Raw genomic sequence first — 22,197 nt, forward strand, 5'->3', positions numbered from 1 at the left:
ACGTGATGGGGGATCTGTCCCGGGCCGGGCTTGCCGCCGCTTGGCAGCGGCTCTCGCCCAACCACCGCGGCGCCCTCTGGATGATCGCCGCCAGCGCCGGCTTCACCGTCAATTCGGCTTTCGTGAAGACCCTGAGCAGCGAGGGTCTGGATGCCTTTCAGATCGGCTTTGCCAGGGCGCTGTTCTCCTTCGCCGCGCTGGTGCCGTTCTGCTATCGCGCCGGTATCGGGGTGTGGCGCAGCAAGGCGCCCGGGCTGCAGGCTGTGCGTTCGATCAGCGCCGGGCTGGCGATGGTCGCCGGCTTCTATGCCGTCGGCCAGCTGCCCCTGGCCGAGTTCACGGCGCTCACCTTTACGCTGCCGCTGTTCGTGGTCCTGCTGGCGGTGCTGATGCTGAAGGAACAGGTGCGCTGGCGCCGCTGGCTGGCCACCCTGGCCGGCTTTGCCGGGGTGCTGATCATGGTCCGGCCCGGGGCCGCCGCCTTCGATCCCGCGGCCCTGGTCGCTCTCGCCTCGGTGTTGGGCATCGCCGTTGCGGTGATGCTGGTGAAGAAGCTGCCGGCCGGCGAAAGCCATGTGACCATGCTGATCTATTTCTGTCTGGCGTCCATCGCCATAACCATCGGCCCGGCCTTTTATGCCTGGCAGTGGCCGACAGCCTTTCAATGGCTGCTGCTGGCCGCCGTCGGCTTTCTGGGGGTCGGCTCCCAGGCCATGATCATCCGCGCCTATCGCATCGGCGAAGCCAGCTTCGTGGCGCCCTTCGATTATCTGAAACTGATTTTGGCGGGCGCCATCGGTTTTCTGATTTTTGCCGAGGTCCCCGATTTCTGGACCGTTGCCGGCGCCGGGCTGATCGTCGCTTCGACCTTCTACATCGCCCGCCGGGAAGCCGCCCAGCGCGCCGCCAGCGCTGCGCCGCCGGCCGAAAAGAGCCTACACCCTTAGGATCAGCGCGCCGTAGGAAGAGGCGAGGGCGGCGATGACGATGATCGTCAGGGGCTTGCGCAGGGCCCGGTACCAGGACGGTGTGTGTCCCGCCGCGATGCTGCGCAAATCGCCGAAGTAGACCCCGGCAAAGCCGATGGTCATGAGCAGCAGGCCATAGACCGGGTTCAGCAGCAGCGCCAGCCAGCCGATGAGCGCCGGTACGACCGACCAGCCCAGCCGCCGGTAGCCGATCGCCACACTGCGGTCGGCCATGGCGAGACCCCAGTGGACCGCCCCCATGAAAGACAGGATGACCGCGCCGTAGGCGAGTTGGATATCCAGGGCGATGAGGTTTTGCGGGTAGCCGGCAAGCCAGACGCCGAAGCCCGCGGCGACGAAGGGGATCAGCCCCGCGAAACCGAGCACGAGCGCCGGGCGCGGTACCTCGGCCAAGGTGGGTTTGCCCGGCACGGTCTAGGCGATGCTTTTCTTCAGGCCCAGGCGCCGCAGGGCTCTTTTGGCCCGCTGCCGGTGCCGGCTTTTTATATGGCTGGAAACCAGGCTGAGGGTTGCGAACAGAACCGTGGCGTCATCGGTGAAGCCGAGGCCGGCGATGAAATCGGGGATCATGTCGCTGGGCACCACGAAGTAGGCCAGCGCCGCCATCAGCATGGCCTTGACGGTTGAGGGTGTCGCCGGATCGGTCGCGCAGTAGTAGGCCGCGGTGGCTTCCTCCAGAAAGGGCGCCTTGCCGACAGTCAGGCGCATTTTTGCCCAAAAGCTGCGGGTTACCGCCGTTTCGTCACGCCGGTGCCGCTCCGCATCGTAGGGCACGAGGGCCCGCCCGGTCGTCGCACTGTCGTCGGTCATGGCCATAATATGGTTCGCGGACCGCTGCTGCGCAATGGCCGGCGGGGTCTCCCGCCGGAAGGCGCGTCCCAGGCCAGGCGGCGGTATGTCGCAGGGCTGTGAAGATGGCTTGCGGAAGGTCTTGTCCGATAGGATGATCCGCGCTCTTCCGGTGATGAATGCAAGGCCTGCGCATCCCCGGTCGCCTCCCCACCACCGCAGTGCCAGGTCGCAGACACATGCCTTTGCTCGACGCATCGAAGAAGCATCCCATGGTGATGCCGGACGGCACCGTCATCGAACAGGTCGTGTACCTGAAGAACGTGATCGACCACCCGCGCATCGCGGTCGGGGACCACAGTTACTATCATGACTTCCAGTTGCGCGACGACTACGCGGCAACCATCGCGCCGTATCTCTTTCCCCTCAGCCCGGAGAAACTGGTGATCGGCAGGTTCGCCCAGATTGCCCACGGGGTGCGTTTCATCACCAGTTCCGCCAACCATGACATGAGCGGCTTTTCGACCTATCCCTTCTGGAATTTCATGATGACGGAGGAGACCACGGCGGCCGCCGTGAAGGATCTCTTCGCAACGACGGCAAACAAGGGCGACACCGTTATCGGCAACGATGTGTGGATCGGCATGGAAGCCGTCGTCATGCCCGGCGTGACCATCGGCGACGGTGCCATCGTCAGCGCCAGGGCCGTGGTCGTGAAAGACGTCGCGCCCTACACCATCGTCGGCGGCAATCCGGCCAGGCCGGTGAAGAAGCGGTTTTCCGACGATGTGATCGAGGCGCTTCTCGATGTGCAGTGGTGGACCTGGCCGACCGCGGTCATCGAAAAAAATCTCGATGTCATAACCGGCGCCGACATCGATGCTTTGCGCAGCCGCGCCGCGGCTTTGAAATAGACCGACCGCGAAATCCAGTGCCGCCGCTTCGCGGTCTTCCGGCCATTGTTGAACCGGGTTGGAGCGCGGCGGCAATCGGGGAGTGACTTTTTTGACCACCGGCCATGTCTACATTGCAGTATCCCTCGACGGTTTCATCGCCGCGCCGGACGGCGGTCTGGACTGGCTGATGAAGCAGCCGACCGAGGGCGAAGACCACGGCTACGACGACTTCATGGATAGCGTCGACGGGCTGGTCATGGGCAGGGCTACCTATGAGAAGGTCCTCACCTTTGGCGCATGGCCCTATGCCAAGCCCGTTGTCGTGTTGAGCCGCTCGCTTGCGGCGCGCGATCTGCGCGAAGACCTTGTCGGCAAGGTGCGGATTGTCGGCGACAGTCCGAAACAGGTAATGGATGCCTTATCGAAAGAGGGCTGGCGGCGCGCCTACATCGATGGCGGTCAGCTCATCCAGGCTTTTCTGCGCGAGAACCTGATATCGGATCTCGTGCTGACCCGGATTCCGATTCTCCTCGGCAGCGGCATTCCGCTGTTCGGGCGATTGGATGAAGCGGTCGACCTGAAGCACGTCAAGACGGTGGACTATCCATCCGGTCTGGTGCAGTCGACATACCAAGTGATCCGCCCTGCCAGTCCGGAATCACCTCTGCCGTCTTCAGGATAAAACGGGCTGCCGCAGGTTCAGATCCCGCTTGCGTCGCTGTAGCGGCCTTCGCGCAAAAGCGGGACGGCGGTGCTGCTGTCCTCCGCCGTGGCCCAGGCGACGTCGTCGGGGTAGCCCGCCGCGATCAGCTCCTGGCCGGAGGGGCAGAGCGCCAGGGCGTCGGCGAGATCGCCGCGTAGTTCCCGGTAAGCCGCGGCGGCGGCCTTTGCGTCGGGGCTCAAGCGGCCCTTCAGCCGGGCCAGGACGGCGCCGGCGCCCAGCAGGTCTTCCAGGGCGGGCCGCAGACTGCCGTCGGGCCAGTGCTCGCCGGCGGCGATGACGGCGATGCGGGTCTGCTCCCGCTTCGCCGCCCCAGCCTGCAAAGCCGCCACGACGGCGGTGGCATTGCGCAGGCAGGCGGCATAGGCCGGTTTGCCGTCGACCAGGGTCGACAGCGTTGCGCCATTGGGCGAGGGCAGGACCAGCCGGTCGCCGGCAGCGAGCTGATCCAGGCTCGGCGGTGAGAGACTGGGGCCTCCGGCACGCCTTGGGCCGGCAAGCCGTGCTTCGTGCTCCGCAGCGAAGGCCGCCGCCGTGTCGTCTCGGTAGCGGTAGGGTATGACCTCTGCCCCCCGTGAAACAGCGACGTCGACAGCGGTGGAAAAGGACAGGGCATCGACGATCACGATGAGATCGCTGACCGGCAGGCGGTCGCGAAGCCCGGCGCTGCCCCAGGCAAAATCGATCGTCACCTCAGACATCTGTCGGATCCTGTTTCTGCCGTTGAAATAGACTCTTTCATAGTTTGACGGCACCGGCCCGCTCCCCCTCCCGGCCACCCAATGCGATTATCCTGGTGGGTGGCCGGGAGGGGGAACGGGCTGGAACCGATCCGACGTCAGTCGAAAACGCTCTAGCGCCGGGAGACTGCCGGATCGCTCAGGCGCTGCCGGGCGTCGCACTTGCTGCCCGGGCGGACGGGGCCGGACCCTGATCATAGGCCATGCCCGGCGGCAAAGTGATGGTGACCGTCGTCCCTTCGCCCAGCACGCTTGAGATCGCCAGTTCGCCGCCGTGCAGTTCGACCAGGGCCTTGGTCAACGGCAGGCCGAGGCCGGCGCCCTGATAGTCGGCGCTGTGGGCCGGGGTCAGGCGGCGAAAGGGCTCCAGTACCGAGGGGATGTCCTCCGGGCGCATCCCGATGCCGGTATCGGTCACCTCAATCCTGAAAGGCGCGCCCCAGCCGCCACTGAGATCCAGCACGACCGACCCCCGTGCCGGGGTGAATTTGATGGCATTGGAGAGCAGGTTGAGCACGATCTGGCGCAGCTTGGTTCCGTCGGCGCGCAGTTGTGGCCAGTCTTCCAGGTTACCGGTGACCGAGAGTGCCACCTCGGCGCGTTCCGCCTGATTGCGCACCAACTGGCAACACAGCCTGACAACCTCGGTCATGTTCACCGGCTCTTCGGAAAGCTGCAACTCGCCGGCCTCGATAATCGACAGGTCGAGAAGGTCGTTGATCAGGTTCAGCAGGTGTTCGCCGCTGTCGTGGATGTGCTTGACGTAGCTTTCGTAGCGCTCGCTTCCCAGCGGCCCGAAGGCTTCGCGGCCCAGCAGTTCCGAAAAGCCGATAACTGCATTCAGCGGCGTGCGCAGCTCGTGGCTCATGTTGGCCAGAAACTCGGTTTTCGCCCGGCTTGCCGCCATCGCCGAATCGCGGGCGCGGCGCAGTTCTTCGGTGGTTTCCTCGATCTTGCGGTGTTGCAGGCCCAGTTGGTCGTAGGCGCGCTGGACCTCGCGGGATTGAAGCCGCAGTTCCGCCTGGGTCGCCAGCAACTCCGCCTCGTGCTTTTTCAACTCTGTAATGTCGACATGCACGGTGGCGGTATGGCCGCGCCCGGTTTCGCGGGCGATGGATTTCAGCCAGCGCCCGTTGGACAACTGCTCGACCTGCGGCTCTTTATCGCCCTGGCTCAGGGCGACCTGCCGTTCGATCCACTGGTCGATGGACTCCTCGCCCCGGGTCACCGATATCGGCGCCGCGCAGAGGCGCAGCAGCTCGCGGCGCTTCGCCCCCCGGAAGAGCTGGTCCTTCGATAGAGAGAGGATGCGGCGATAGTTTTCGTTCCACAGCAGCAGACGCTCTTCTTCGTCGAACAAGGCGAAGGCTTCGGAGGTATCGGAGATTTCCAACCACTCGCTGCGCTGATCGCGGATCTGGCGCACCAGAACGCTGTTGCGATGCCTCGCACGGATCGCCTCCATGAAGGACTTGTGAACGATGCTGGTGGAAATCAGCATGGCCAGGGTCATGATCAGGGCGAAGCAGGCCAGGCCGATATGGATGTGGTCGCCGATCCAGGCGAAATACACTGCCCAGGGCATGATCGCCGCGATGATGAAGGCCCCGGCGGCAAGCGGAATGGCCCCCAGGGTGGTTGCGGCGCCGGCGGCCATCGCGGCGATGACGATGGCGATCAGCAGGCGTTGATCCGGGCTGAGGTAGGGGTCGAAGCCGACACTGGAGCCCCAGATAAGCCCTGCCGCCAAGGCCCAGGCGGCGGCCTTGTGCAGGGTCGCGCGGCGCACCGGCTTTGGTTTGCGGTCTGCCTGTTCCGCCGCCCGGGACCGCCAGTGCCACCAGCGCTGCAAACGCAGCAGCGAAAAGGCCCAGATCAGGCCGAGCCAGGTCAACAGGAAGACCTTGGGCACCGTATCCCAAAGCATGATGACCGCGATCAGGGAATTGACCAGGCTGACGGTGGAGTTGATCGGCGTGTGCTGCGCAAAACCTTCCAACTGCTGACGGCGCAGCTGGCCATCTTCCGCCGTCAGGCGGTTGAGCAGAGTCTGGTCCTGAGCACGACGAGACGACATGCGTAAACTCTAAAATATGAATTCAATAAAAACGACGGCGTGAGACTGAATGCTCTCTTGGTTCATCAAATCGGGGACTGCACGTCAAAGTTAAAATGAAAGCGGTCTTCTTGCCAGTTATTTACTTGCGGGGGCTTTTACAGAAAGAGGAGGCCGGGCGGCCGCGATTTCAATGGCGCGCGGTGAAATGCGTCGCGACGAATTGAGTTGCGGTGAAAAGTGTCGAAGAAAAAAGCCTCGAGATGAAAAGCGTCTCGGGCGGCTGCTTGCGGGGAGGCTGCGGTGAGGGTCTTGCATCCGGATGAAGCCGGGTTGGCTTCATCCGGATGGGTTGGGTCAGGATGGATCGTGCCGCGATGCCCTGGTATCAGGCGGAGGCTGCCGCATCCATGGGCGGTTCTTCAACGGGATCGCTCTCGGCGGGATCGTTCTCAGCTGCCGCCGGTTCTTCGCTGGCGGGTTCCTGGCTTGCCTTGCGCTGCGCTTCCGCACGCTCCAGTTCTTTCGCCAGATCCCCCACCCGGCGGATGATTTCCTTCACCGAGGGTGTGTCGCTACTGGCTTCGTCCTCGACGATCACCGGTTCCTTGTCTGCCTGGGCGTCCGCCGGGCTGTCTGCGCCGGTCTCGGCTGCCGGCTCGGCGGCGGCCTCAGCCATGTCGTCGCTCTGCGCGTCGGTATCGGCGAGTTCGGGTGCGGCTTCTTCAACCGATTCCTCGGTCATGACGGGCGCTTCGCCGTCGTCGCCCGCGACCTCGGCTTCGCTGCCTTCGCTTTCCGCTGCAGCATCGGCCTCCGGCATCTCGGCAACCGGGTCTTCGGCAGGGGCATCCTCAGTCGCAGCAGACTCTGCTTCGGCCGCTTCTACTTCGGCCATGGCATCGACGGACACATCGCTATCGGCCGCATCATCGTTGGCCTGAGTGTCAGGTTGGGCTTCTTCAGCTTCCATGGCCGGAGAGTCTTCCGGGCCGCCGTCTTCCATAGCGGCTTCTTCGGCCGGCTCTTCAGCGGGCATTTCCGCTGCGGCGTCTTCGGTTGCAACGTCCTCGATTACAACGTCCTCGGCTGCAACGTCTTCAGCCGGTGCCGCTTCGGCTGGGGCCTCTGCAAGGGGATCTTCCGCAGTTACGTCGTCTTCGGCGGCGGCCGGTTCTTCCATGGCCGCGAGGGCCTCGTCTTCCTCCGCCGCCATCTCCGGCTCTTCCGCCCCTTCGATTGCTTCCGCGTCCGGCGCCTCTGCTTCTTCGCTCTCTGGCGCAGCGCTCTCTGGCAACTCTGCTTCCGCCTCAGGTTCCGGATCGCTGCTGTCGATTTCGGACGCCTCGATCTCATCCTGCCCGGCTTCGGGGCTTTCAGCTTCGATGGCCTCGGCGGCAGCCTCTTCGGCCGGCGGCGCCGTGTCGTCCTCTCCAGCTTCTGCTGAGACTTCCTCTGCGGCAGTCTCTTCTGCGGCAGTCTCCTCCGCCGCGCTCTCTTCATCCTGCGGCGCCTCGTCTGACGTGGCCCCATCTGGCGTGCCGCCGCCGCCGACCAGGGCGATCACCCGGGTCTCGAGGTTCTGAAGGGTCTGGGTGAAGGTTTTCTCTTCGATCGACAGCAGAAGCGAGTGCAGCATGCTGCGCAGCTCTTCGTTCTCCTGGGTCACGCGGGCCGTCTCGGCGATCTGATTTTCGATCTCGGCACGGGCGGCGATCAACTGGCCCTCGATGGTCTCGAGAAGGCCGATCAGACGGTCGCTATAGTGTTCTTGCTGCTCGTCGATCAGGCCAAAACGTTGCTCGGCGGCTTCCACGCGCTGGCGCAGGTCGTTTATTTCGGTCATAGGAGAAAAATCCCTTAACTGCAGAGGCCTGCAGTATGTCGGGAAAAGGTTTGTTTTTTCCTAATGGCAAGACTTTGTTTACCAAGCCGATTAAGGTCTCGCGCCCCTACCTCTGTGCTTTGTTTAGCCGCTCGGTTTCAGCCGTGGCCGGCCGCGGCTGACCGCCACATCGCCCTCGATCAGGGTCCATTCGACGATCTGGCGCATGACCTTTCCCAGGGCATCGTCAAAGGCGACGATGACGGCACTGAGTTGATCGACTTCGGCTTCGACGAAGTGCTGGAACGACTGCGAGGCGACGATCGAGCGGCGCGGCATCTGTACCAGCTTGGCATTCACGCCGACCCAGGCCTGCGGCTTGCCGTTGTTGTAGTAGATCGCCTGGAACTCGCGGAGCTCGGTCTTGAGGATGAAATCGGCCCGCAGCCCCACGGATTCCCGGCCGATCGAAACGATCTTGCCGGAGTTCTCGAAGGATTCGATCATCAGGGTCTGGATCATCAGAGGCGCCCGGTCGGCCCAGCCGGAGCGGGCATAGTATTCCAACTGGGTCGGGCTGCGCTGCAGGGCGATGCGCGTGGTGTTGAGGCCGGCATTGGCAACCGGCGGCTCCAGGATCAACTGCCAGTTCGCCTGCGGCAGGTCCTGGCGGAAGGAACTTTTGGGCGTTAGCCGGTAAAGCTCCGGCGGCGGGCCCTGTCCGGGCACGCTCAGCCCGCAACCGGGCGCCAGGGCGACGACAGGCAGGGCTGCGACGGCGCGCAGCAGGCGGCGGCGTCCGACCTTAGGTTCGCGTTCCAGGTTGGGGCCCGCCGCTGGATCTACCGGACGGCAGGCCGCCAGGGCGCTGTTCGGTTTGCTATTGTTGTGCTTCATAGCCTTGCTGCTGGTCTCCGAAGATGAAACGGGCGGGGTCTCTCTGAACCTCGGTGGTGACGCGGTTGAGCACCACGACCAGGTCGCGGGCCTCGGTCAGCAGGTTGGTGAGTTCATAGAGACCGGAATTGGCGAAATCGCGGATCGGCTCGCGATTCTCGGCGATCATGATTTCCAGCTGATTGGACGCCGAGGTCAGGTTTTCCGCCGTTACCTGCAGGCTGGAGATCAACTCGCGCGCGTCTTCGGCGGTCAGGGTGACCTCCCGGTCGATCGAGCCGGCCATCGATTCAAAGCTGGAAAGGGTCGTATTGGCGCGCTCGGTCAGCGTGCCGACGTTGGTTTCCAGAGAGCCGGCCATGGTTTCCAGGCTGCCGGTCGCGTCGCGCAGGTTCTCCATGGTCGCGGATGCATCGGCAATCAGGGAATCGATGTTGCCGCTGTTCTTGGCGATGGCGCCGGTTACCGCGCCCAGATTGGCGATCAGCCCTTCGATATTCTTGAGGTTGCGGTCGCTGAGCAGGGCCTGGGCCCGCCGCAGCAACAGGTTGACGTTATCCAGAACCTCCGGTGCGCCTTCAAGAACCTGTTCGAAGGAAGAGGTGCCGGGCGGGATCTCGGCATAGGTCTGGCCGGGCGGCGGCTCCAGGGGCGGGGCGTCGGGCGATCCGCCGGTCAGCAACACATAGCGTCCGCCGGTCAGGCCCTCCAGCTCCAGCACCGCTTCGCTGTCGCTGCGTACGGGGGTGCGCTTTTCCACCTCGATCCGGACGCGGATCGCGGTCGGGCGGTCGTCGTCCAGATCGACAGAGATGACCTCGCCGACGCGCACGCCGTTGTAGCGCACGGGGCTGCCCTCCTTCACGCCGGTCACGGCGCTTTCGAAAATGATGTCGTAGCGGGCGAAGTCGGTGTCGAACTGGAACTTGGCGAGCCAGAGCACGAAGCCGAGCAGGCCGAAAGCCAGCAGCAGCACGAAGAGTCCGACCATGATGTAGTTGGCGCGTGTCTCCATGAAGCCCGTCAGTCCCCTTGTTTCGGTTTCATTCAGGCCGTGCCCGCCGGTTGTGTACCGGCTTTTTCTGCGCTGCCTGCCGCGGCCCGTCCACGCGGGCCGCCGAAATATTCCTGAATCCAGGGGTCCGGCTCACGCATGAGCGCGTCTATGGTCCCCACTTTTACACGTTTGTCCACCAGCACGGAAACCCGGTCGCAGATCGCATAGAGGGAGTCAAGGTCGTGGGTGACCATGACCACCGTCAGGCCCAGCGCCCGCTGCAGGTCGCCGATCAGGATATCGAAGTTGGCGGCGCCGATGGGGTCGAGACCTGCCGTCGGCTCGTCGAGGAACAGAATATCCGCGTCCAGCGCCAGGGCCCGGGCGAGACCGGCGCGCTTGCGCATGCCGCCGGAAAGTTCCGCCGGGTATTTGTGGGCCGCATCGGGCGGCAGGCCGACCATGGAAATCTTCACGTCGATCAGTTCCTGCCGCAAAGCCGGCGAGAGGTCGCTGTGCTCCTTCATCGGCACCTCGATGTTCTGTGCCACCGTCAAAGAGGAAAATAGGGCGCCGTCCTGAAACAGCACCCCCCAACGCGACCGCATGGCCATAAGTTCGGCGCCGTTCAGGCCCGCCAGGTCGCGCCCGAAGACCGAAATGCGCCCGGCGGTGGGCTTGTTCAGGCCGATGATGGTGCGGATCAGCACCGACTTGCCGGTACCCGAACCGCCGACCACCCCCATCACCTCGCCCGGCTGGACGCTGAAATCGAGATTTTCATGGATGACCGAGGTCCCGAACTGGGTTTTCAGCCCGCTGATCGACAGGACCGGCGGTGCCGCCCGATCCTGCGCGGCGCTGCCTGCGCCTTCGCCCGTACCCGCACCTTCCAGAGCCGCCATGCCGCTAGAACCCGATCACGGAAAAGAAGATCGACAGCATCGCGTCCAGCACGATGACCAGAAAGATCGCTTCAACCACAGCGCGGGTAGTCTGCTGGCCCACCGATTCGGCGCTGCGCGTTACCTGCAGGCCCTCGTAGCAGCCGATCATGCCGATGATGAAGGCGAAGAAGGGGGCCTTGATGATACCCACGGCCAGGGTCTCGACGGTGACCGCGTCGTTCAACTGGCGGGCGAACTGGAAGAATGAGATATCCAGCACCACCGTGGCCATCACGGCGCCGCCGAGCAGCCCCATGATGTCGGCGTAAAAGGTGAGCAGCGGCAGCACCAGGACCAGGGCGATCACCCGCGGCATGACCAGCACCTCCATGGGGTCCAGGCCCAGGGTGCGCATGGCGTCGATTTCCTCGTTCACCTTCATGGTGCCGATCTGCGCGGTGAAGGCGCTGCCGGAGCGGCCGGCCACGATGATGGCGGTGAGGAGGATGCCCATTTCCCGCAGAATGCCGACGGCCACCAGGTTGACCGTGAAAATCTGCGCGCCGAACTGGGCCAGCTGATCGGCGCCCTGGTAGGCCAGGACGACGCCGACGAGAAAGGAAATCAGGCCGACGATCGGCAGGGCGTTGAGGCCGGTCTGCTCCATCTGGCTGATCAGCGCCGTCCCGCGGATGCGCCAGGGCATGGCCAGGGAGCGCAGCATGACCGTTATCGTCAGACCCAGGAAAGACAGCAGATCGGTCGCCTCGCGGCTGATCCGTACGGTTTCCCGACCGACCCGCAGGATCACGGCGACAAGCGGATTGTCGCCCTTGGGGGCCGGGGGACATTCGACGTGGCGCGCCGCGACAGTTCCCATCAGCGTCTCGACCGCCGGTGGGGCCCCCACCAGGGCGACGTTCAGGCCGCGGCGTTTCAGGTCGTCGAGGGTACGGTCCAGGATCCAGGCCCCGGCGCTGTCGACCGCGCCGCACTGAGACAGGTCCATCGCCACTTCGCGGGCATCCTGGGGGTCCAGGTTGCGCAGCGCCGGATCGTGGCGGGCAAGCTCCTGGGTTGTCCAGTCGCCGGTGAACCGCAGGGTCAGCCGCTGTCCGTCGCGCAAGACTTCCAGGGAGGAGGTCACCAACAGTTCTTCCGCCGCGCTCACGCCGCTGCTCCCACCTTCATGACCCCACTTTCAGCCCCAAGCCCCGTTTTCCCTGAGAAGTCCGGCTTTCCCGGGCCCCTCTCATGCCGCCACGGCGGCCACCCAGGGGCAGCCTCCGCTGCCTTCTTGTCCTAAACCGCTGCCATATAATAGCTATTTTGCCGAGTTTGTCTTCCGGCCTTGTTTATCGGCCTTGTCTGCCGGCTTTACCCGGCGGTGGTTACGCTGGCTTCGTGGCCGACCGGGAAGTTGACCGAATTCGCAATGAAACAGGTCCTGTTGGCATCCCCGTGCAGGGTTTCCGCCCGGGCAAGGTCACTGCCCGGCGCCAGTGTTACCTTGGGGCGCAGCGTCACCTTGTTGAAGCGCCCGCCGCGGCCCTCCTGCACCATGGTGCCGCTGGCATTGTCCTCATAGGCGGTCACGACCAGCCCTTCCAGCGATGCCAGGGCCAGATAGGACAGCATGTGGCAGGACGAGAGCGCGAGCAGCAACAGCTCTTCCGGGTTATGCAGTTTCGGATCGCCCTTGAAGGCCGGGTCGGCGGAGCCGGTCATCGAGGGCTTGCCGTCGAAATCGACGCGGTACTCCCGCGAATAGACCCGGTAATCACGCGTCGGGCCGGCTTCGGCGCCGGTCCAGGTCAGTTGCAGAGTGTAGTGGTGATCTTTGCCGCGGGGCATGGCGGACTCCTTTTCAGTTCGGGGTCAGTGTCCGCTCGGCGGCAACGAGCATTGCGTGATTCCAGGCGTTGTCGCGGCGCGTCTCGGCGCGCTCCAACAGCAGTGTCCGGGCAATCTCAATCTTGCCGGCCTTTATGGCCGCGTCGATCATCATCTGCTCGAAAAGATCGCGTTGGGCGTGGCTGCCGCCCAGGCGGTTCAGCTTGGCGCGGCAGGGTTGCAGCGCCAGCACGGCGTCGTCATAGCGGCCCTGGCCATAGGCCAGGATGGCACGCCCGAGCGGCAGGCCGACGTCGCGGGCGACCGCCTCTTGCGTGCCTTGCCCGCGGGCGAAGTCTTCCAGGCTGTCGAGCAGCGCCTCGGCCTGCTTGTCGCGGCGCGTCGCGGCCAGCGCCATGAGGTAGTGGGCATCGGCGAAGATCAGCATGTGATCCTCGCCCAGGCGCGTGGCCTTCTCGGCCAGTTCGTCCCAGCGCGCGCCGACGTCGACGCCGCGCTGCTCCAGGCGCCACAGCAGGGCGACCGCGTTGGAGATGTCCAGGTACTCCTCGGAGAGGTCGGCGCGCACTTTTCCATCGTAGTGGCGCAGCACCGCCGCGGTATCGCCCTGGTCGAGCAGGAAGAGGCAGCGGTGCCAGTAGACGTGATAGGCAAAGTTGTTGCAGCCGCTCCAGGCGGGCTCCAGGCCGTCGATCCATTTCGATCCTTCCTCGGCGCGATCCTGCATCTCCATCACATGGGCGACCGCGTGGGCGGCCCAGATGTCGCGCGGATTGCGGGCCACGGCGTCGCGCCCGATCGCTTCGGCGCCGGCATAGTAGCCGCATTCCTCCAGGGCGAAGGCCTTCAAACCCAGGACATAGCCATAGCCGGGCAGGTCTTCGCTCCAGGCAGGCAAAGGCCGGGTGACCGAGCGGCGCATGGCCGGCGCGTCGCCGAGATAGAAATGCAGGTACTGCGCCAGCTTCAGCGCCACGATGTCCTGCGGATGCTCGACAAGGATTGCATCCCAGCAGGCCGCGGCAGCCTGGAGATCGCCGCCGAGCCAGGCTTCGAGCCCCGCCAGATGCTGGGCCTCGCGCGGCGTCAGGCCGGCCCCGGCGCCTGCCGCCCTGGCATCGGCCAAGGCCTTGGTGGCCCGCTTCGCCAGGTTGCGCTTGGCGAAAAGCAGCAGAAAACAGCCCTTCAGGCAGTGCGCCAGCGGCATTGCCGGGTCAAGGGTCAGGGTCTCTTTCAGCCGGTCGCCCGTCTGCAGCTCGAAGGCCAGATAGGCTTCGACCGTCGCATCGAAAGCCGTCATGGCCTCGGCGCTGGCGGCGGTCTGCGGCAGCCCTCTTTTATCGTGATGCATTTTTTCTCTCGTCTGCTCATTCGCGGCCGGCGTGGCGGTGGCACGATAACCTTGTCGGGATGTGATGCCTATCCCGATCCCCAGGCCCGGGGTCTCTTCATGGCCCTGTTCGAGATCCGCCCTGACCCCAATAACCCACCGCCAATTCCAGTTCGCGGGCGTGGCAGGCGGCGGCCTGCGGGCCCTGGTCGGGGCCATCGTAGTGGCCCAGTTCGGTGAGCAGTTGAAAGAAGCCGCGGCCGGGCATGCCGTTTTGCGCCCGGCTGACCGCGAGGGCGGCCAGCAGCGGCTGCCCGGCGTCGTGATCTTCCCGGATCATGTGTTCCAGCAGCAGGGTCAGGCGGTGAATGCTGTGCGGACCGGGGAAGGCCACGCGCTGGGCCAGGTCGCGGTAGCTGATGGTTTCGCCGGCGGCGGCGCAGGCGGTGAGGGCCTGGCGCAGGGCGCCGATCAGGGCCTCGTCTTCGCTGGTCTCGTTCATGGCGTGCAATAAAGCTGCCTGCCCCCCGTTGCCGCAAGGCCTTTCCCTTTCGGGGCAAAGCTGCCAGATAGGGGCAACGATCCATCTTCTGACCGGGACCTTCTTTGTTGCGCAGTTTCGATGTCATCATCCTCGGCGCCGGGGCCGCCGGTCTGATGGCGGCGATCGAGGCCGGCCGGCGCGGCCGCTCGGTGCTGGTGTTGGAACAATCGCAGAAGCCGGCGCAGAAAATCCGTATCTCCGGCGGCGGGCGCTGCAACTTCACCAACCTGCATTGCGGGCCCGGTAACTTCCTCTCCGCGAATCCGCGCTTCGGCGTCTCGGCCCTGAAGCGCTATACCCAGCGCGACTTCATCGCCAAGGTCGAAGCCCACAACATCGCTTATCACGAGAAGACCCTGGGCCAGCTGTTCTGTGACGGCTCTTCGCAGCAGATCATCGATATGCTGCTGAGCGAGGCGGCTGAAGCCGGGGTGGTCCTGCAGACGGCGGTGACCACGCCGCGCATCGAAAGACGCGATGCCGGTTTCCACCTCGCGACGAGCCGGGGTGATTACACTTGCAGTTCCTTGATTGTTGCGACCGGCGGCCCGTCGATCCCCAAGATGGGGGCCAGCGGCTTCGCCTACGACATCGCCCGGCAGTTCGGCCTGGCGGTCGTCGCGCCGCGGCCCGCCCTGGTGCCGCTGACCTTCGATCCCACGACCCTGGCAAAGCTGCAGCACCTGACCGGCGTGGCGGCGGAGGCGGTGGTGGCCTGCGGCAAGACGCGCTTCCGCGAGGCGCTGCTGTTCACCCACCGCGGCCTCAGCGGCCCGGCGATCCTGCAGATCTCCTCCTACTGGGCGCCGGGTCAGGAGATTGCCGTCGATCTGTTGGCCGGGCAGGACGCCTTCGATCTGCTGCGCGCGGCCAGAAGCGAAAAAGCCAAGCAGGAACTGCACAACGTGCTGTCCGAACTGCTGCCCCGGCGCCTCGCGCTGTCGTTCTGCGCGCAAGCCGGCATCGACGGGCGCCTCGCCGATCTTTCCGATAAAAAGCTGCGTGCGGTTTCGGTGCTGCTGAACGACTGGCGCCTCCGGCCCCAGGGCACCGAGGGTTTCCGCACGGCCGAAGTAACTGCCGGCGGCATCGATACGGCGGAGATTTCGTCGAAGTCCTTCGAAGCCAAGAAAGCGCCCGGCCTCTATTTCATCGGCGAATGCCTCGACGTCACCGGCCACCTCGGCGGCCATAACTTCCAGTGGGCCTGGTCGTCCGGCCACGCCGCCGGGCAATTCGTGTGAGTCTGGCAAGCGTCGCTGCCTTTTCCCGACCGACCCTGAGTGGGGGGTGACGGTGGTTGCGACGAACGCCGGCTGTCGGATCGCGGAGCGCGCGTCCAACAGCGGCCGTCGGTCACGGCGTATCTGGCCAAAAGTCGACATGTATGCAGACATATGTTGAACCGCCAAAGACGCGGCATATATGACGATGCTCGTGCCGGCGTCGGCCATTTCCCAAGCCACAGGCTTTCAATCGGCGAGCGCGACGGAACGGCTGGTCTCGTCGTCAAATCCCCCTACTTACGGAGCAGCGTTTGACCCAGACCAAGGAAACGAGTTCCTGCACGGCCGGGAACCACCACGCATGAAGTTCTCAATAGGCAGACCAATAATCGATGAACCCCTGCGCAGAGCCGCGCGACTGGGGATCTGGGCGGTTCTGGCAGCGACACTGGCCGCTGTATCAGCAGCCGGCGCTGCGCCGGGGGATGATATTCGGCGCATCGTCGAAGAGGAGCGCGCGCGTGGTGGCACGCCGGCGATGTCTGTTGTGGTGGTGCGCGGCGGCCAGATCCTGGTCGAGCTGGCGTCCGGGCTCGCCGATCAGGAGGCCGGCCGGGCCGCAACCCTCGATACGCAATATCCCGCAGCTTCGGTTTCGAAGGTCTTGACCGCTGCGCTGGTCATGCGGCAGGTCGAGGAAGGACGGCTGGATCTCGACGTATCGGTGAACACCTACCTGAAATCCGCCTTGCGGGTGCGGGACGGTTCCGGCGAGCCGGTTCCGGTGACGCTCCGTCAACTGCTGTCGCACAGTTCCGGGCTGCCCGTGTCATGGGCTGGCATCGTCGACTGGGGGAACCCTGTTCCGATGATGGAGGAGCATCTGGCGAGAGGTCAAAGCATCGTCCACCCACCGGGTGAACGCGTCATCTATGCCAACGACGGCTTCGCCCTTGCCGGCTATGTGGCGGCCCAAGCCGCCGGGAAGACTTTTTCAGACTACGCCCGCGACGCCCTGTTCGAACCGCTCGGCATGAGCCGCTCGACGTTTGAATCGCCATGGCAACTCGGGGACAGCTTGGCGGCGGCCTATGGCCACTGGTTCCAGGGTGGCTCGGACCGCACCCACCACGCCGACTTGACGGCGACCGCCCCGGCCGGCGGGCTCGTTACTACGGCCCGTGACCTCGGCCGCTTTGCCCTGATGATGCTTGGCGGCGGCCAACTTGACGGTGTCCGCATCCTGCGTTCCGAGTCAGTTGCCGAGATGATGCGCCTCCAGGCCCGGGCGCATCCGGATCTGGACCAGGGCTTCGGCCTTGGTTTCGCCGTGCGTGAGCAGCAGGATCGGCGCATGGTTTGGTGGGACGGCAGCAGCAGTGGCGCCGCCGCGCGGCTGGCTTTGCTACCCGATGCCAAGACAGGCGTGGTGGTGCTGTCAAATCTGGCAGACAACGAACCCGCGTCGGTTGCGGGGAGACGCATTCTCGAAGCTCTGGTGCCGCCACCAGCCACTGCTGCCTACCAACCCTCGGCGGAGGAACTCGACAGGGCGGCCGGCTTTTACCGGCCCAGCGGCTTCCTCGATCCGGCGTACTGGTACTTGAAATACCTGCTGGCGTTTGAAGTCGAGCGCCAGGGCGACAGGCTGGTGAAGAATTCGCAGATCACCGGTGAGCGGGCACTGTCACCAATCGGGCCGAACCGCTTTCGGATGTCGGGCTCGTGGCTCGACGATTCCACGGTGCTGTTCGACGGCGACGCGATGTACCTGGGTTATCTGAGGGCCGACCGGATCTCGGTCTGGCAGTCGCCCACCGCAGTCTTGGTCTATGCCGTTCTCCTTGCTCTGACGGTCGCAAGCCTGCTCGTTTGGGTCGCTTGGCGGGCACTGCGGCGCCCGGGGCGTCCGCGGGTGGCATGATATGTCGGTTATGGAATTGGTCGGAATATGCTCTAGTTTGTGAGGTATGTTCGATCCGCCGCCCAACAAACGCGTGGTGCCCGGGCCGGGCCAGGAATCGGTCTGGGACTATCCGCGCCCGCCACGGCTGGAGTCGACGGCCCGGCATCTGAAAGTGGTCTTTGCCGAGACAGTGGTCGCCGAAACCAGTCGTGCCCTGCGCATCCTGGAGACCAGCCATCCGCCGAGCTACTACCTGCCGCCGGAAGACGTCCGCCGGGATCTGCTGGAGCGCGCGCCCGGCCGCTCGATCTGCGAATTCAAGGGCCAGGCGGCCTATTGGTCGATCCGTGTTGGCAGCCGGATCAGCGAGGCGGCGGCCTGGAGCTATGCCGCGCCCTGGTCGCCCTACGAGGCGCTGTGCGATCATCTCTGTTTCTATGCCGGGCGGGCCGATGCCTGCTTCGTCGACGGAGAACGCGTGGTGCCCCAGGAGGGTGACTTCTACGGCGGTTGGCGCAGCGCCGATATCGTCGGTCCTTTCAAGGGCGGCCCCGGCACCCGGGGCTGGTAGAGACAGACCGTATTCGTCCCCCGTTAGCGGACTTCGGGCGCTCTGGTCACCTTGGCGGCGAAGCATCCCTGCCTTGCGTTGTGAAGGTGGATGTAGGCAACCCCTTCGCTTTTGAACATGTCGTCGATCATCGAGCCAAGCGCCGCTCCGTCGACGACATCGGCCTGGATCATGAAATGATCCTCTCCAAAACAACGCACCGAGAGCAGGCGCGATGACAGTACCTCGGGCACTTCGTTCGGCGCCGGGTGAGCCTGCTTGACGTTCTCGCGCACATAAATCGCGTGGGAAGCCCGATAGGGTGTTTTCTCCGGCAGGTGTTCGTAGTTGACCAAAACGACCCTGTCGCCGACCTCTGCGTCCGCCAGGCTGACCCGGCAGGGATAACCCGGTTTGCTGGTCACCGTTTCGCGGCGTGCGCCGATGGCTTCCAGCGCCTTGTCATCAAGCTCAAAGAGGTCGGAAAACAGGCCGCTGTCGAGCGCGTGGATCTGGAATGCCATTTTACAGTCTCCTTCGAAATTCTATGGCGAAGGTACTATCGGCGGTCACGTGCAACTATCCGATTATTGCGCGGATACACAGGCTCGCCCGGGCCCTTGGGGCGGTTCCGGCCCGGCGTTGATCGCAGGACATCGGATTTCCCAATCAAACTTGCCGATAGCGATTGCCATTCGCCTTTCTAATTCCCATCTGTCTCGGGGACAATTGGAGAGGAAGAGCATGAATCCCCAAGGTTTACTTGAGCAGTTTCTCGGCCCGAACGCAGGCCAGGCAGCCGGCGGCGCGATGCAGAATGCCAAAGGCAAGCTGGCGAACAGCGGCCTCGGCGGTGTGGCTGGCGGCTTGGCCGCCGGCGGTCTGCTTGGCGTTCTGCTGGGGAACAAAAAAGCACGCAAAACAGCTGGGAAATTGGCTGGGGGCGTGGTGGGTTACGGCGGCGCCGCGGCCCTTGGTGCCCTGGCCTTTCGCGCCTACTCAAACTGGCAGGCGGGGCAGCAGGCGCCCCAGCAAGCAGCGGCTCAGCAGCCCGCTGCGGCGCCGCCGCCGGCGCTTCCGCCCGCCGGGTCAAAGTTCCTGCCCGCCGCCGCACCGGCCAGCAACGGCCGGCCGTTCGAGCTGGCCCTGGTGATGGCGATGATCGCCGCCGCCAATGCCGATGGCCATATCGGCCCGGACGAACAGCGCCTGATCTTCAACAAGGTCGGCGAACTGCCGCTCGATGCCGAAGACAAGGCCTTCGTTTTCGATGCTCTCGGCAGCCCGCCGAGCCTGCAGGATATCGCCAACCTGGCGGAAGGGCCGGAGCAGGCGGCCGAGCTCTATCTCGTCTCGCGCCTGGCCATCGATCCCGATCACCCGATGGAACAGGCTTACCTGGAAGCCCTGGCCAGCCGCCTGTCGCTGCCCGGCGAACTGGTCGGTCATCTGGAGAGCCAGGCAGAGGCTGCCACCGCCTGATTCTTGCGACCGCGCCGGTTGTCCTATCGCGTCACGCGCCGCCGGTGACTTCGCGAAACCGCTCGGCCAGCCGCGCCATGGCTTCGAAATAAGGCCCCGGTCCGTAACTGATCCGGGCAACGCCCAGGGATGCCAAAGCCTCCGTGGCGGGGGCACCTTCCATCATCATGACGTTGACCGGCAGGCCGGCCGCCGCGCAAATCGCGCCGATGAGATCCGGATCGACGAGGCCGGGCACGAAGAACCCGCTCGCGCCGGCCCCGGCATAGGCGCGCGCCCGCTCCTTGGCTTCGGCGATGAGGTCTGCGTGCTTGCCGCGGTCTTTTTCCTTCAGGAAGAGATCGGTCCGGGCGTTGATGAAGAGCGGCATGTCCGCTGCTTCGGCGGTCTGTCTTACGGCGGCGATTCTGTCGCTCTGCGCTTGTGCGGTATGAAGGCCGCTTCCACCGACGATCTGGTCCTCGAAGTTGATGCCGACGGCACCGGCTTCGATAACGCGGCTGACATTCGCGGCAACCTTCTCAGGCGCCTCGGCATAACCGCCTTCGAAATCCACCGTCAGGGGAAGGTCCACCGTGGCGGCGATCCGCGAGACGATCTGCAGGACCTGATCCAGGGGGATTGCCTGGCCGTCGCCATAGCCCTGGGCGGCGGCGACCGACCAGCTGCCCGTCGCCAACGCCTTGGCGCCGGCCTTGGCGATGGCCTTGGCGCCGCCGGCGTCCCAGATGTTGTAGAGCACAAGGGGGGTTCCCGCCACGTGCAGGTCGGCAAAGGCGCGGGCTTTCTCGGCTTGGGTCATCGTCTCCCTTTCTATCCGGACGGCAGTTGATTGCTATCGACCTTGCCTAGCATCGCAGACCCGCGCGCGCGAGGGCCAAAGGATGATGATGTCTGAAATCGGCGAGCGCTCATCGCTGTTGGCGCCGCTAATTCCCCAGTGTCGCCGCAAGGCGCAGGGCGGCGCGTTGCGAACGCTGAAAGAGGTCGTCGACCTTGCCGAGCGGCGTCAGGGAGTCGACGGAAAAAGCCATGCCGACGATGGCGGTGGCGACTTCCGCCACGGCCGCGCGCTTGGCCGCGGGATAAGCGGTCTGTAGCTCCAGCGCGATAACATCCTCAAAACCGTCGTACCAGTGCCGCAGCATCTTCTTCAGGGCCGGTCGGCTGGCGGCGGCGTTGATCAGCGCCGCGGCGACCTGCAGTTCCTGGCTGGAGCTGGCGTAGGTCGTGGTGAAGAGCACGGCGATCAGCTTTTCCAGGCGCTTCTTCTTCGGCAGCAGTTCGACCAGCGCGTCCATCTCCGCCATGCTCTGGCGGCAGAAGCGTTCGGCCAGGGCCAGAATCATGTCCTCCCGGTTGCCGATGTGGTGACGCAGCAGGGCGCGGGCCAGGCCCGCCGCGTCGGCCACCTGTTGCAGCGATGCCCCCTCGACCCCGTCACGCGCCACGCAGCGGGCAAAGGCGGCCAGGATTTCTTCCCGGCGCTCGGCGGTTACGCTGGGTCGCGCCATTCTTTTTATCTTTCATTAATTATCAAGATTGACAATCAATTCATGATCGCCATTTTATTGTCAGACTAGATAATTAACTCTTGGCTGCCAAGCATCGCGTGGCGGCGCTGACTTCAACGGCGATCAAAGGGATCTTGCCTTGCTTGAGCAATTGGAAGCCTGGATCTTGCAGATGGACGGCCTGTCGCTTGCGATCGGCGTCGGCCTGCTGTCTGTGGAGACCATCAAAGACCTCATCGTGCGGCGCCAGCCCGGCCGACGGTTTCTCGAAACCCTGGCCAGCCTGTCGACCCAGATCCCCTACATTGCCGGTGAGCTGATGTTCACCACCGCGACCGTGATCGCCTACTTCGCGGTTTACGAGCTGGTGACGCCGCTGCCGATTCCGGTCACCCTCGCCACCCTGGTGCTGGCCTTGATCGCTGCCGACTTCGTCTATTACTGGGAACACCGCCTGGCGCATCAGGTCCGCCTGCTCTGGGTGTCGCATGCCGTGCATCACTCCGCCCGGGTGATGAACACCGCCGTCGCCTTCCGTTTCGGCTTTCTGGAAAGCCCCTGGGCCGCCCTGATCCACCTGCCGCTGATCCTCATCGGTTTTCATCCCCTGGCGGTCTTCGCCGGCCAGGTGGCGGTGCTGGTCTATCAGACCTGGATCCACACCGAACTGATCGGCAAGCTGGGACCGCTGGAGCGCCTCTTCAACACGCCGGCCAACCACCGGGTGCACCACGGCTGCGATGCCAAATACCTCGACAGGAATTATGGCGGTATCCTGATGATCTGGGACCGCCTCTTCGGCACCTATCAGGCAGAAGAGGAGACACCGCGCTATGGTCTCGCCCGCGACTTCACCTCGGTCAATCCGCTGAAGATCTGGTTTTCGGAGTACCCGGCCCTGTTCTGCGACCTGGCATCCGCGCGTTCTTTGGCGGAGGCGCGTGGCTATCTCTTCAACAGGCCGGGCTGGCGGCCGTCGAAGACCCTGTAGCCC

23 protein-coding genes are annotated in these 22,197 nt (G+C 64.7%); 8 read left to right on the plus strand and 15 right to left on the minus strand.

Features of this window, described 5'->3' with window-relative positions:
- Positions 1 to 5: 5 nt before the first annotated feature.
- Positions 6 to 947, plus strand: coding sequence for a DMT family transporter (locus tag HBA54_RS06095; protein ID WP_167222476.1), 942 nt, complete (start codon positions 6 to 8; stop codon positions 945 to 947).
- Here HBA54_RS06095 and HBA54_RS06100 read toward each other — a convergent pair.
- Both HBA54_RS06100 and HBA54_RS06105 read right to left on the minus strand, forming a co-directional pair.
- On the minus strand, positions 936 to 1,382 hold the full coding sequence (locus tag HBA54_RS06100) for a DUF3429 domain-containing protein (protein ID WP_167222478.1): 447 nt from the start codon (positions 1,380 to 1,382) through the stop codon (positions 936 to 938). The genes HBA54_RS06095 and HBA54_RS06100 overlap by 12 nt on opposite strands.
- 21 nt (positions 1,383 to 1,403) lie before the next feature.
- Positions 1,404 to 1,799: a YkvA family protein gene (locus HBA54_RS06105; RefSeq protein WP_167222480.1), complete on the minus strand. Its 396-nt coding sequence runs from the start codon at positions 1,797 to 1,799 to the stop codon at positions 1,404 to 1,406.
- Positions 1,800 to 2,017: 218 nt separating this feature from the next.
- On the opposite strand from HBA54_RS06105, the gene HBA54_RS06110 reads away from it, so the two are divergent.
- A complete protein-coding gene (locus tag HBA54_RS06110) occupies positions 2,018 to 2,692 on the plus strand; it encodes a CatB-related O-acetyltransferase (RefSeq protein ID WP_167222482.1) in 675 nt (224 codons plus the stop codon).
- 82 nt (positions 2,693 to 2,774) lie between these two features.
- The gene (locus HBA54_RS06115; protein ID WP_322095985.1) at positions 2,775 to 3,356 is read left to right on the plus strand and encodes a dihydrofolate reductase family protein; all 582 of its coding nucleotides are present in this window, start codon (positions 2,775 to 2,777) and stop codon (positions 3,354 to 3,356) included.
- A gap of 17 nt (positions 3,357 to 3,373) precedes the next feature.
- Here the strand turns inward: HBA54_RS06115 and HBA54_RS06120 are convergent, their stop codons facing one another.
- The 10 genes from HBA54_RS06120 to HBA54_RS06165 all read right to left on the minus strand — a co-directional run bounded on the left by HBA54_RS06120 (position 3,374) and on the right by HBA54_RS06165 (position 14,483).
- Positions 3,374 to 4,096: a 2-phosphosulfolactate phosphatase gene (locus tag HBA54_RS06120; protein ID WP_167222484.1), complete on the minus strand. Its 723-nt coding sequence runs from the start codon at positions 4,094 to 4,096 to the stop codon at positions 3,374 to 3,376.
- A gap of 178 nt (positions 4,097 to 4,274) precedes the next feature.
- Complete coding sequence (locus HBA54_RS06125; RefSeq protein ID WP_167222486.1) at positions 4,275 to 6,212, minus strand: sensor histidine kinase; 1,938 nt, start codon at positions 6,210 to 6,212, stop codon at positions 4,275 to 4,277.
- A gap of 367 nt (positions 6,213 to 6,579) precedes the next feature.
- Positions 6,580 to 8,037 (minus strand): prolipoprotein diacylglyceryl transferase, encoded by a 1,458-nt coding sequence (locus HBA54_RS06130; RefSeq protein WP_167222488.1) that lies wholly within the window; start codon positions 8,035 to 8,037, stop codon positions 6,580 to 6,582.
- 123 nt (positions 8,038 to 8,160) lie between these two features.
- Entirely contained in the window at positions 8,161 to 8,913 is a 753-nt protein-coding gene (locus HBA54_RS06135; protein WP_167222490.1) for an ABC-type transport auxiliary lipoprotein family protein, read from the minus strand.
- Entirely contained in the window at positions 8,897 to 9,928 is a 1,032-nt protein-coding gene (locus tag HBA54_RS06140; protein ID WP_167222492.1) for an MlaD family protein, read from the minus strand. The genes HBA54_RS06135 and HBA54_RS06140 overlap by 17 nt, the downstream gene beginning before the upstream one ends.
- A gap of 32 nt (positions 9,929 to 9,960) precedes the next feature.
- The gene (locus HBA54_RS06145; protein WP_167222494.1) at positions 9,961 to 10,815 is read right to left on the minus strand and encodes an ABC transporter ATP-binding protein; all 855 of its coding nucleotides are present in this window, start codon (positions 10,813 to 10,815) and stop codon (positions 9,961 to 9,963) included.
- 4 nt (positions 10,816 to 10,819) lie between these two features.
- The gene (locus HBA54_RS06150; protein WP_205944454.1) at positions 10,820 to 11,968 is read right to left on the minus strand and encodes an MlaE family lipid ABC transporter permease subunit; all 1,149 of its coding nucleotides are present in this window, start codon (positions 11,966 to 11,968) and stop codon (positions 10,820 to 10,822) included.
- Between the two features lie 206 nt (positions 11,969 to 12,174).
- On the minus strand, positions 12,175 to 12,651 hold the full coding sequence (locus HBA54_RS06155) for an OsmC family protein (RefSeq protein WP_167222496.1): 477 nt from the start codon (positions 12,649 to 12,651) through the stop codon (positions 12,175 to 12,177).
- 13 nt (positions 12,652 to 12,664) lie between these two features.
- A complete protein-coding gene (locus tag HBA54_RS06160; protein ID WP_167222498.1) occupies positions 12,665 to 14,002 on the minus strand; it encodes a tetratricopeptide repeat protein in 1,338 nt (445 codons plus the stop codon).
- A gap of 97 nt (positions 14,003 to 14,099) precedes the next feature.
- Complete coding sequence (locus HBA54_RS06165; RefSeq protein WP_167222500.1) at positions 14,100 to 14,483, minus strand: hypothetical protein; 384 nt, start codon at positions 14,481 to 14,483, stop codon at positions 14,100 to 14,102.
- Positions 14,484 to 14,590: 107 nt separating this feature from the next.
- Here HBA54_RS06165 and HBA54_RS06170 point away from each other — a divergent pair, with 107 nt between their 5' ends.
- The 3 genes from HBA54_RS06170 to HBA54_RS06180 all read left to right on the plus strand — a co-directional run bounded on the left by HBA54_RS06170 (position 14,591) and on the right by HBA54_RS06180 (position 18,228).
- The gene (locus HBA54_RS06170) at positions 14,591 to 15,769 is read left to right on the plus strand and encodes a BaiN/RdsA family NAD(P)/FAD-dependent oxidoreductase (protein ID WP_167222502.1); all 1,179 of its coding nucleotides are present in this window, start codon (positions 14,591 to 14,593) and stop codon (positions 15,767 to 15,769) included.
- Positions 15,770 to 16,112: 343 nt separating this feature from the next.
- Complete coding sequence (locus HBA54_RS06175) at positions 16,113 to 17,675, plus strand: serine hydrolase domain-containing protein (RefSeq protein ID WP_167222504.1); 1,563 nt, start codon at positions 16,113 to 16,115, stop codon at positions 17,673 to 17,675.
- 46 nt (positions 17,676 to 17,721) lie between these two features.
- Positions 17,722 to 18,228 carry a DUF427 domain-containing protein gene (locus HBA54_RS06180; RefSeq protein ID WP_167222506.1) on the plus strand — a complete coding sequence of 169 codons (507 nt, stop codon included), beginning with the start codon at positions 17,722 to 17,724 and terminating at the stop codon, positions 18,226 to 18,228.
- Between the two features lie 23 nt (positions 18,229 to 18,251).
- Here the strand turns inward: HBA54_RS06180 and HBA54_RS06185 are convergent, their stop codons facing one another.
- Positions 18,252 to 18,731, minus strand: a complete 480-nt coding sequence (locus tag HBA54_RS06185) for a DUF1203 domain-containing protein (protein WP_167222508.1) — start codon at positions 18,729 to 18,731, stop codon at positions 18,252 to 18,254.
- Positions 18,732 to 18,951: 220 nt separating this feature from the next.
- On the opposite strand from HBA54_RS06185, the gene HBA54_RS06190 reads away from it, so the two are divergent.
- Positions 18,952 to 19,689: a tellurite resistance TerB family protein gene (locus HBA54_RS06190; RefSeq protein WP_167222510.1), complete on the plus strand. Its 738-nt coding sequence runs from the start codon at positions 18,952 to 18,954 to the stop codon at positions 19,687 to 19,689.
- Between the two features lie 31 nt (positions 19,690 to 19,720).
- Here the strand turns inward: HBA54_RS06190 and HBA54_RS06195 are convergent, their stop codons facing one another.
- Together HBA54_RS06195 and HBA54_RS06200 are read right to left on the minus strand one after the other, a co-directional pair.
- Positions 19,721 to 20,491 (minus strand): isocitrate lyase/PEP mutase family protein, encoded by a 771-nt coding sequence (locus HBA54_RS06195; RefSeq protein ID WP_167222512.1) that lies wholly within the window; start codon positions 20,489 to 20,491, stop codon positions 19,721 to 19,723.
- A 127-nt stretch (positions 20,492 to 20,618) separates the two neighbouring features.
- Complete coding sequence (locus HBA54_RS06200) at positions 20,619 to 21,203, minus strand: TetR/AcrR family transcriptional regulator (protein ID WP_167222514.1); 585 nt, start codon at positions 21,201 to 21,203, stop codon at positions 20,619 to 20,621.
- Between the two features lie 139 nt (positions 21,204 to 21,342).
- Here HBA54_RS06200 and HBA54_RS06205 point away from each other — a divergent pair, with 139 nt between their 5' ends.
- Positions 21,343 to 22,194 (plus strand): sterol desaturase family protein, encoded by an 852-nt coding sequence (locus HBA54_RS06205; protein ID WP_167222516.1) that lies wholly within the window; start codon positions 21,343 to 21,345, stop codon positions 22,192 to 22,194.
- Positions 22,195 to 22,197: the final 3 nt, after the last annotated feature.

The organism is Pelagibius litoralis, from assembly GCF_011683915.1.
GTDB lineage: Bacteria > Pseudomonadota > Alphaproteobacteria > Kiloniellales > Kiloniellaceae > Pelagibius > Pelagibius litoralis.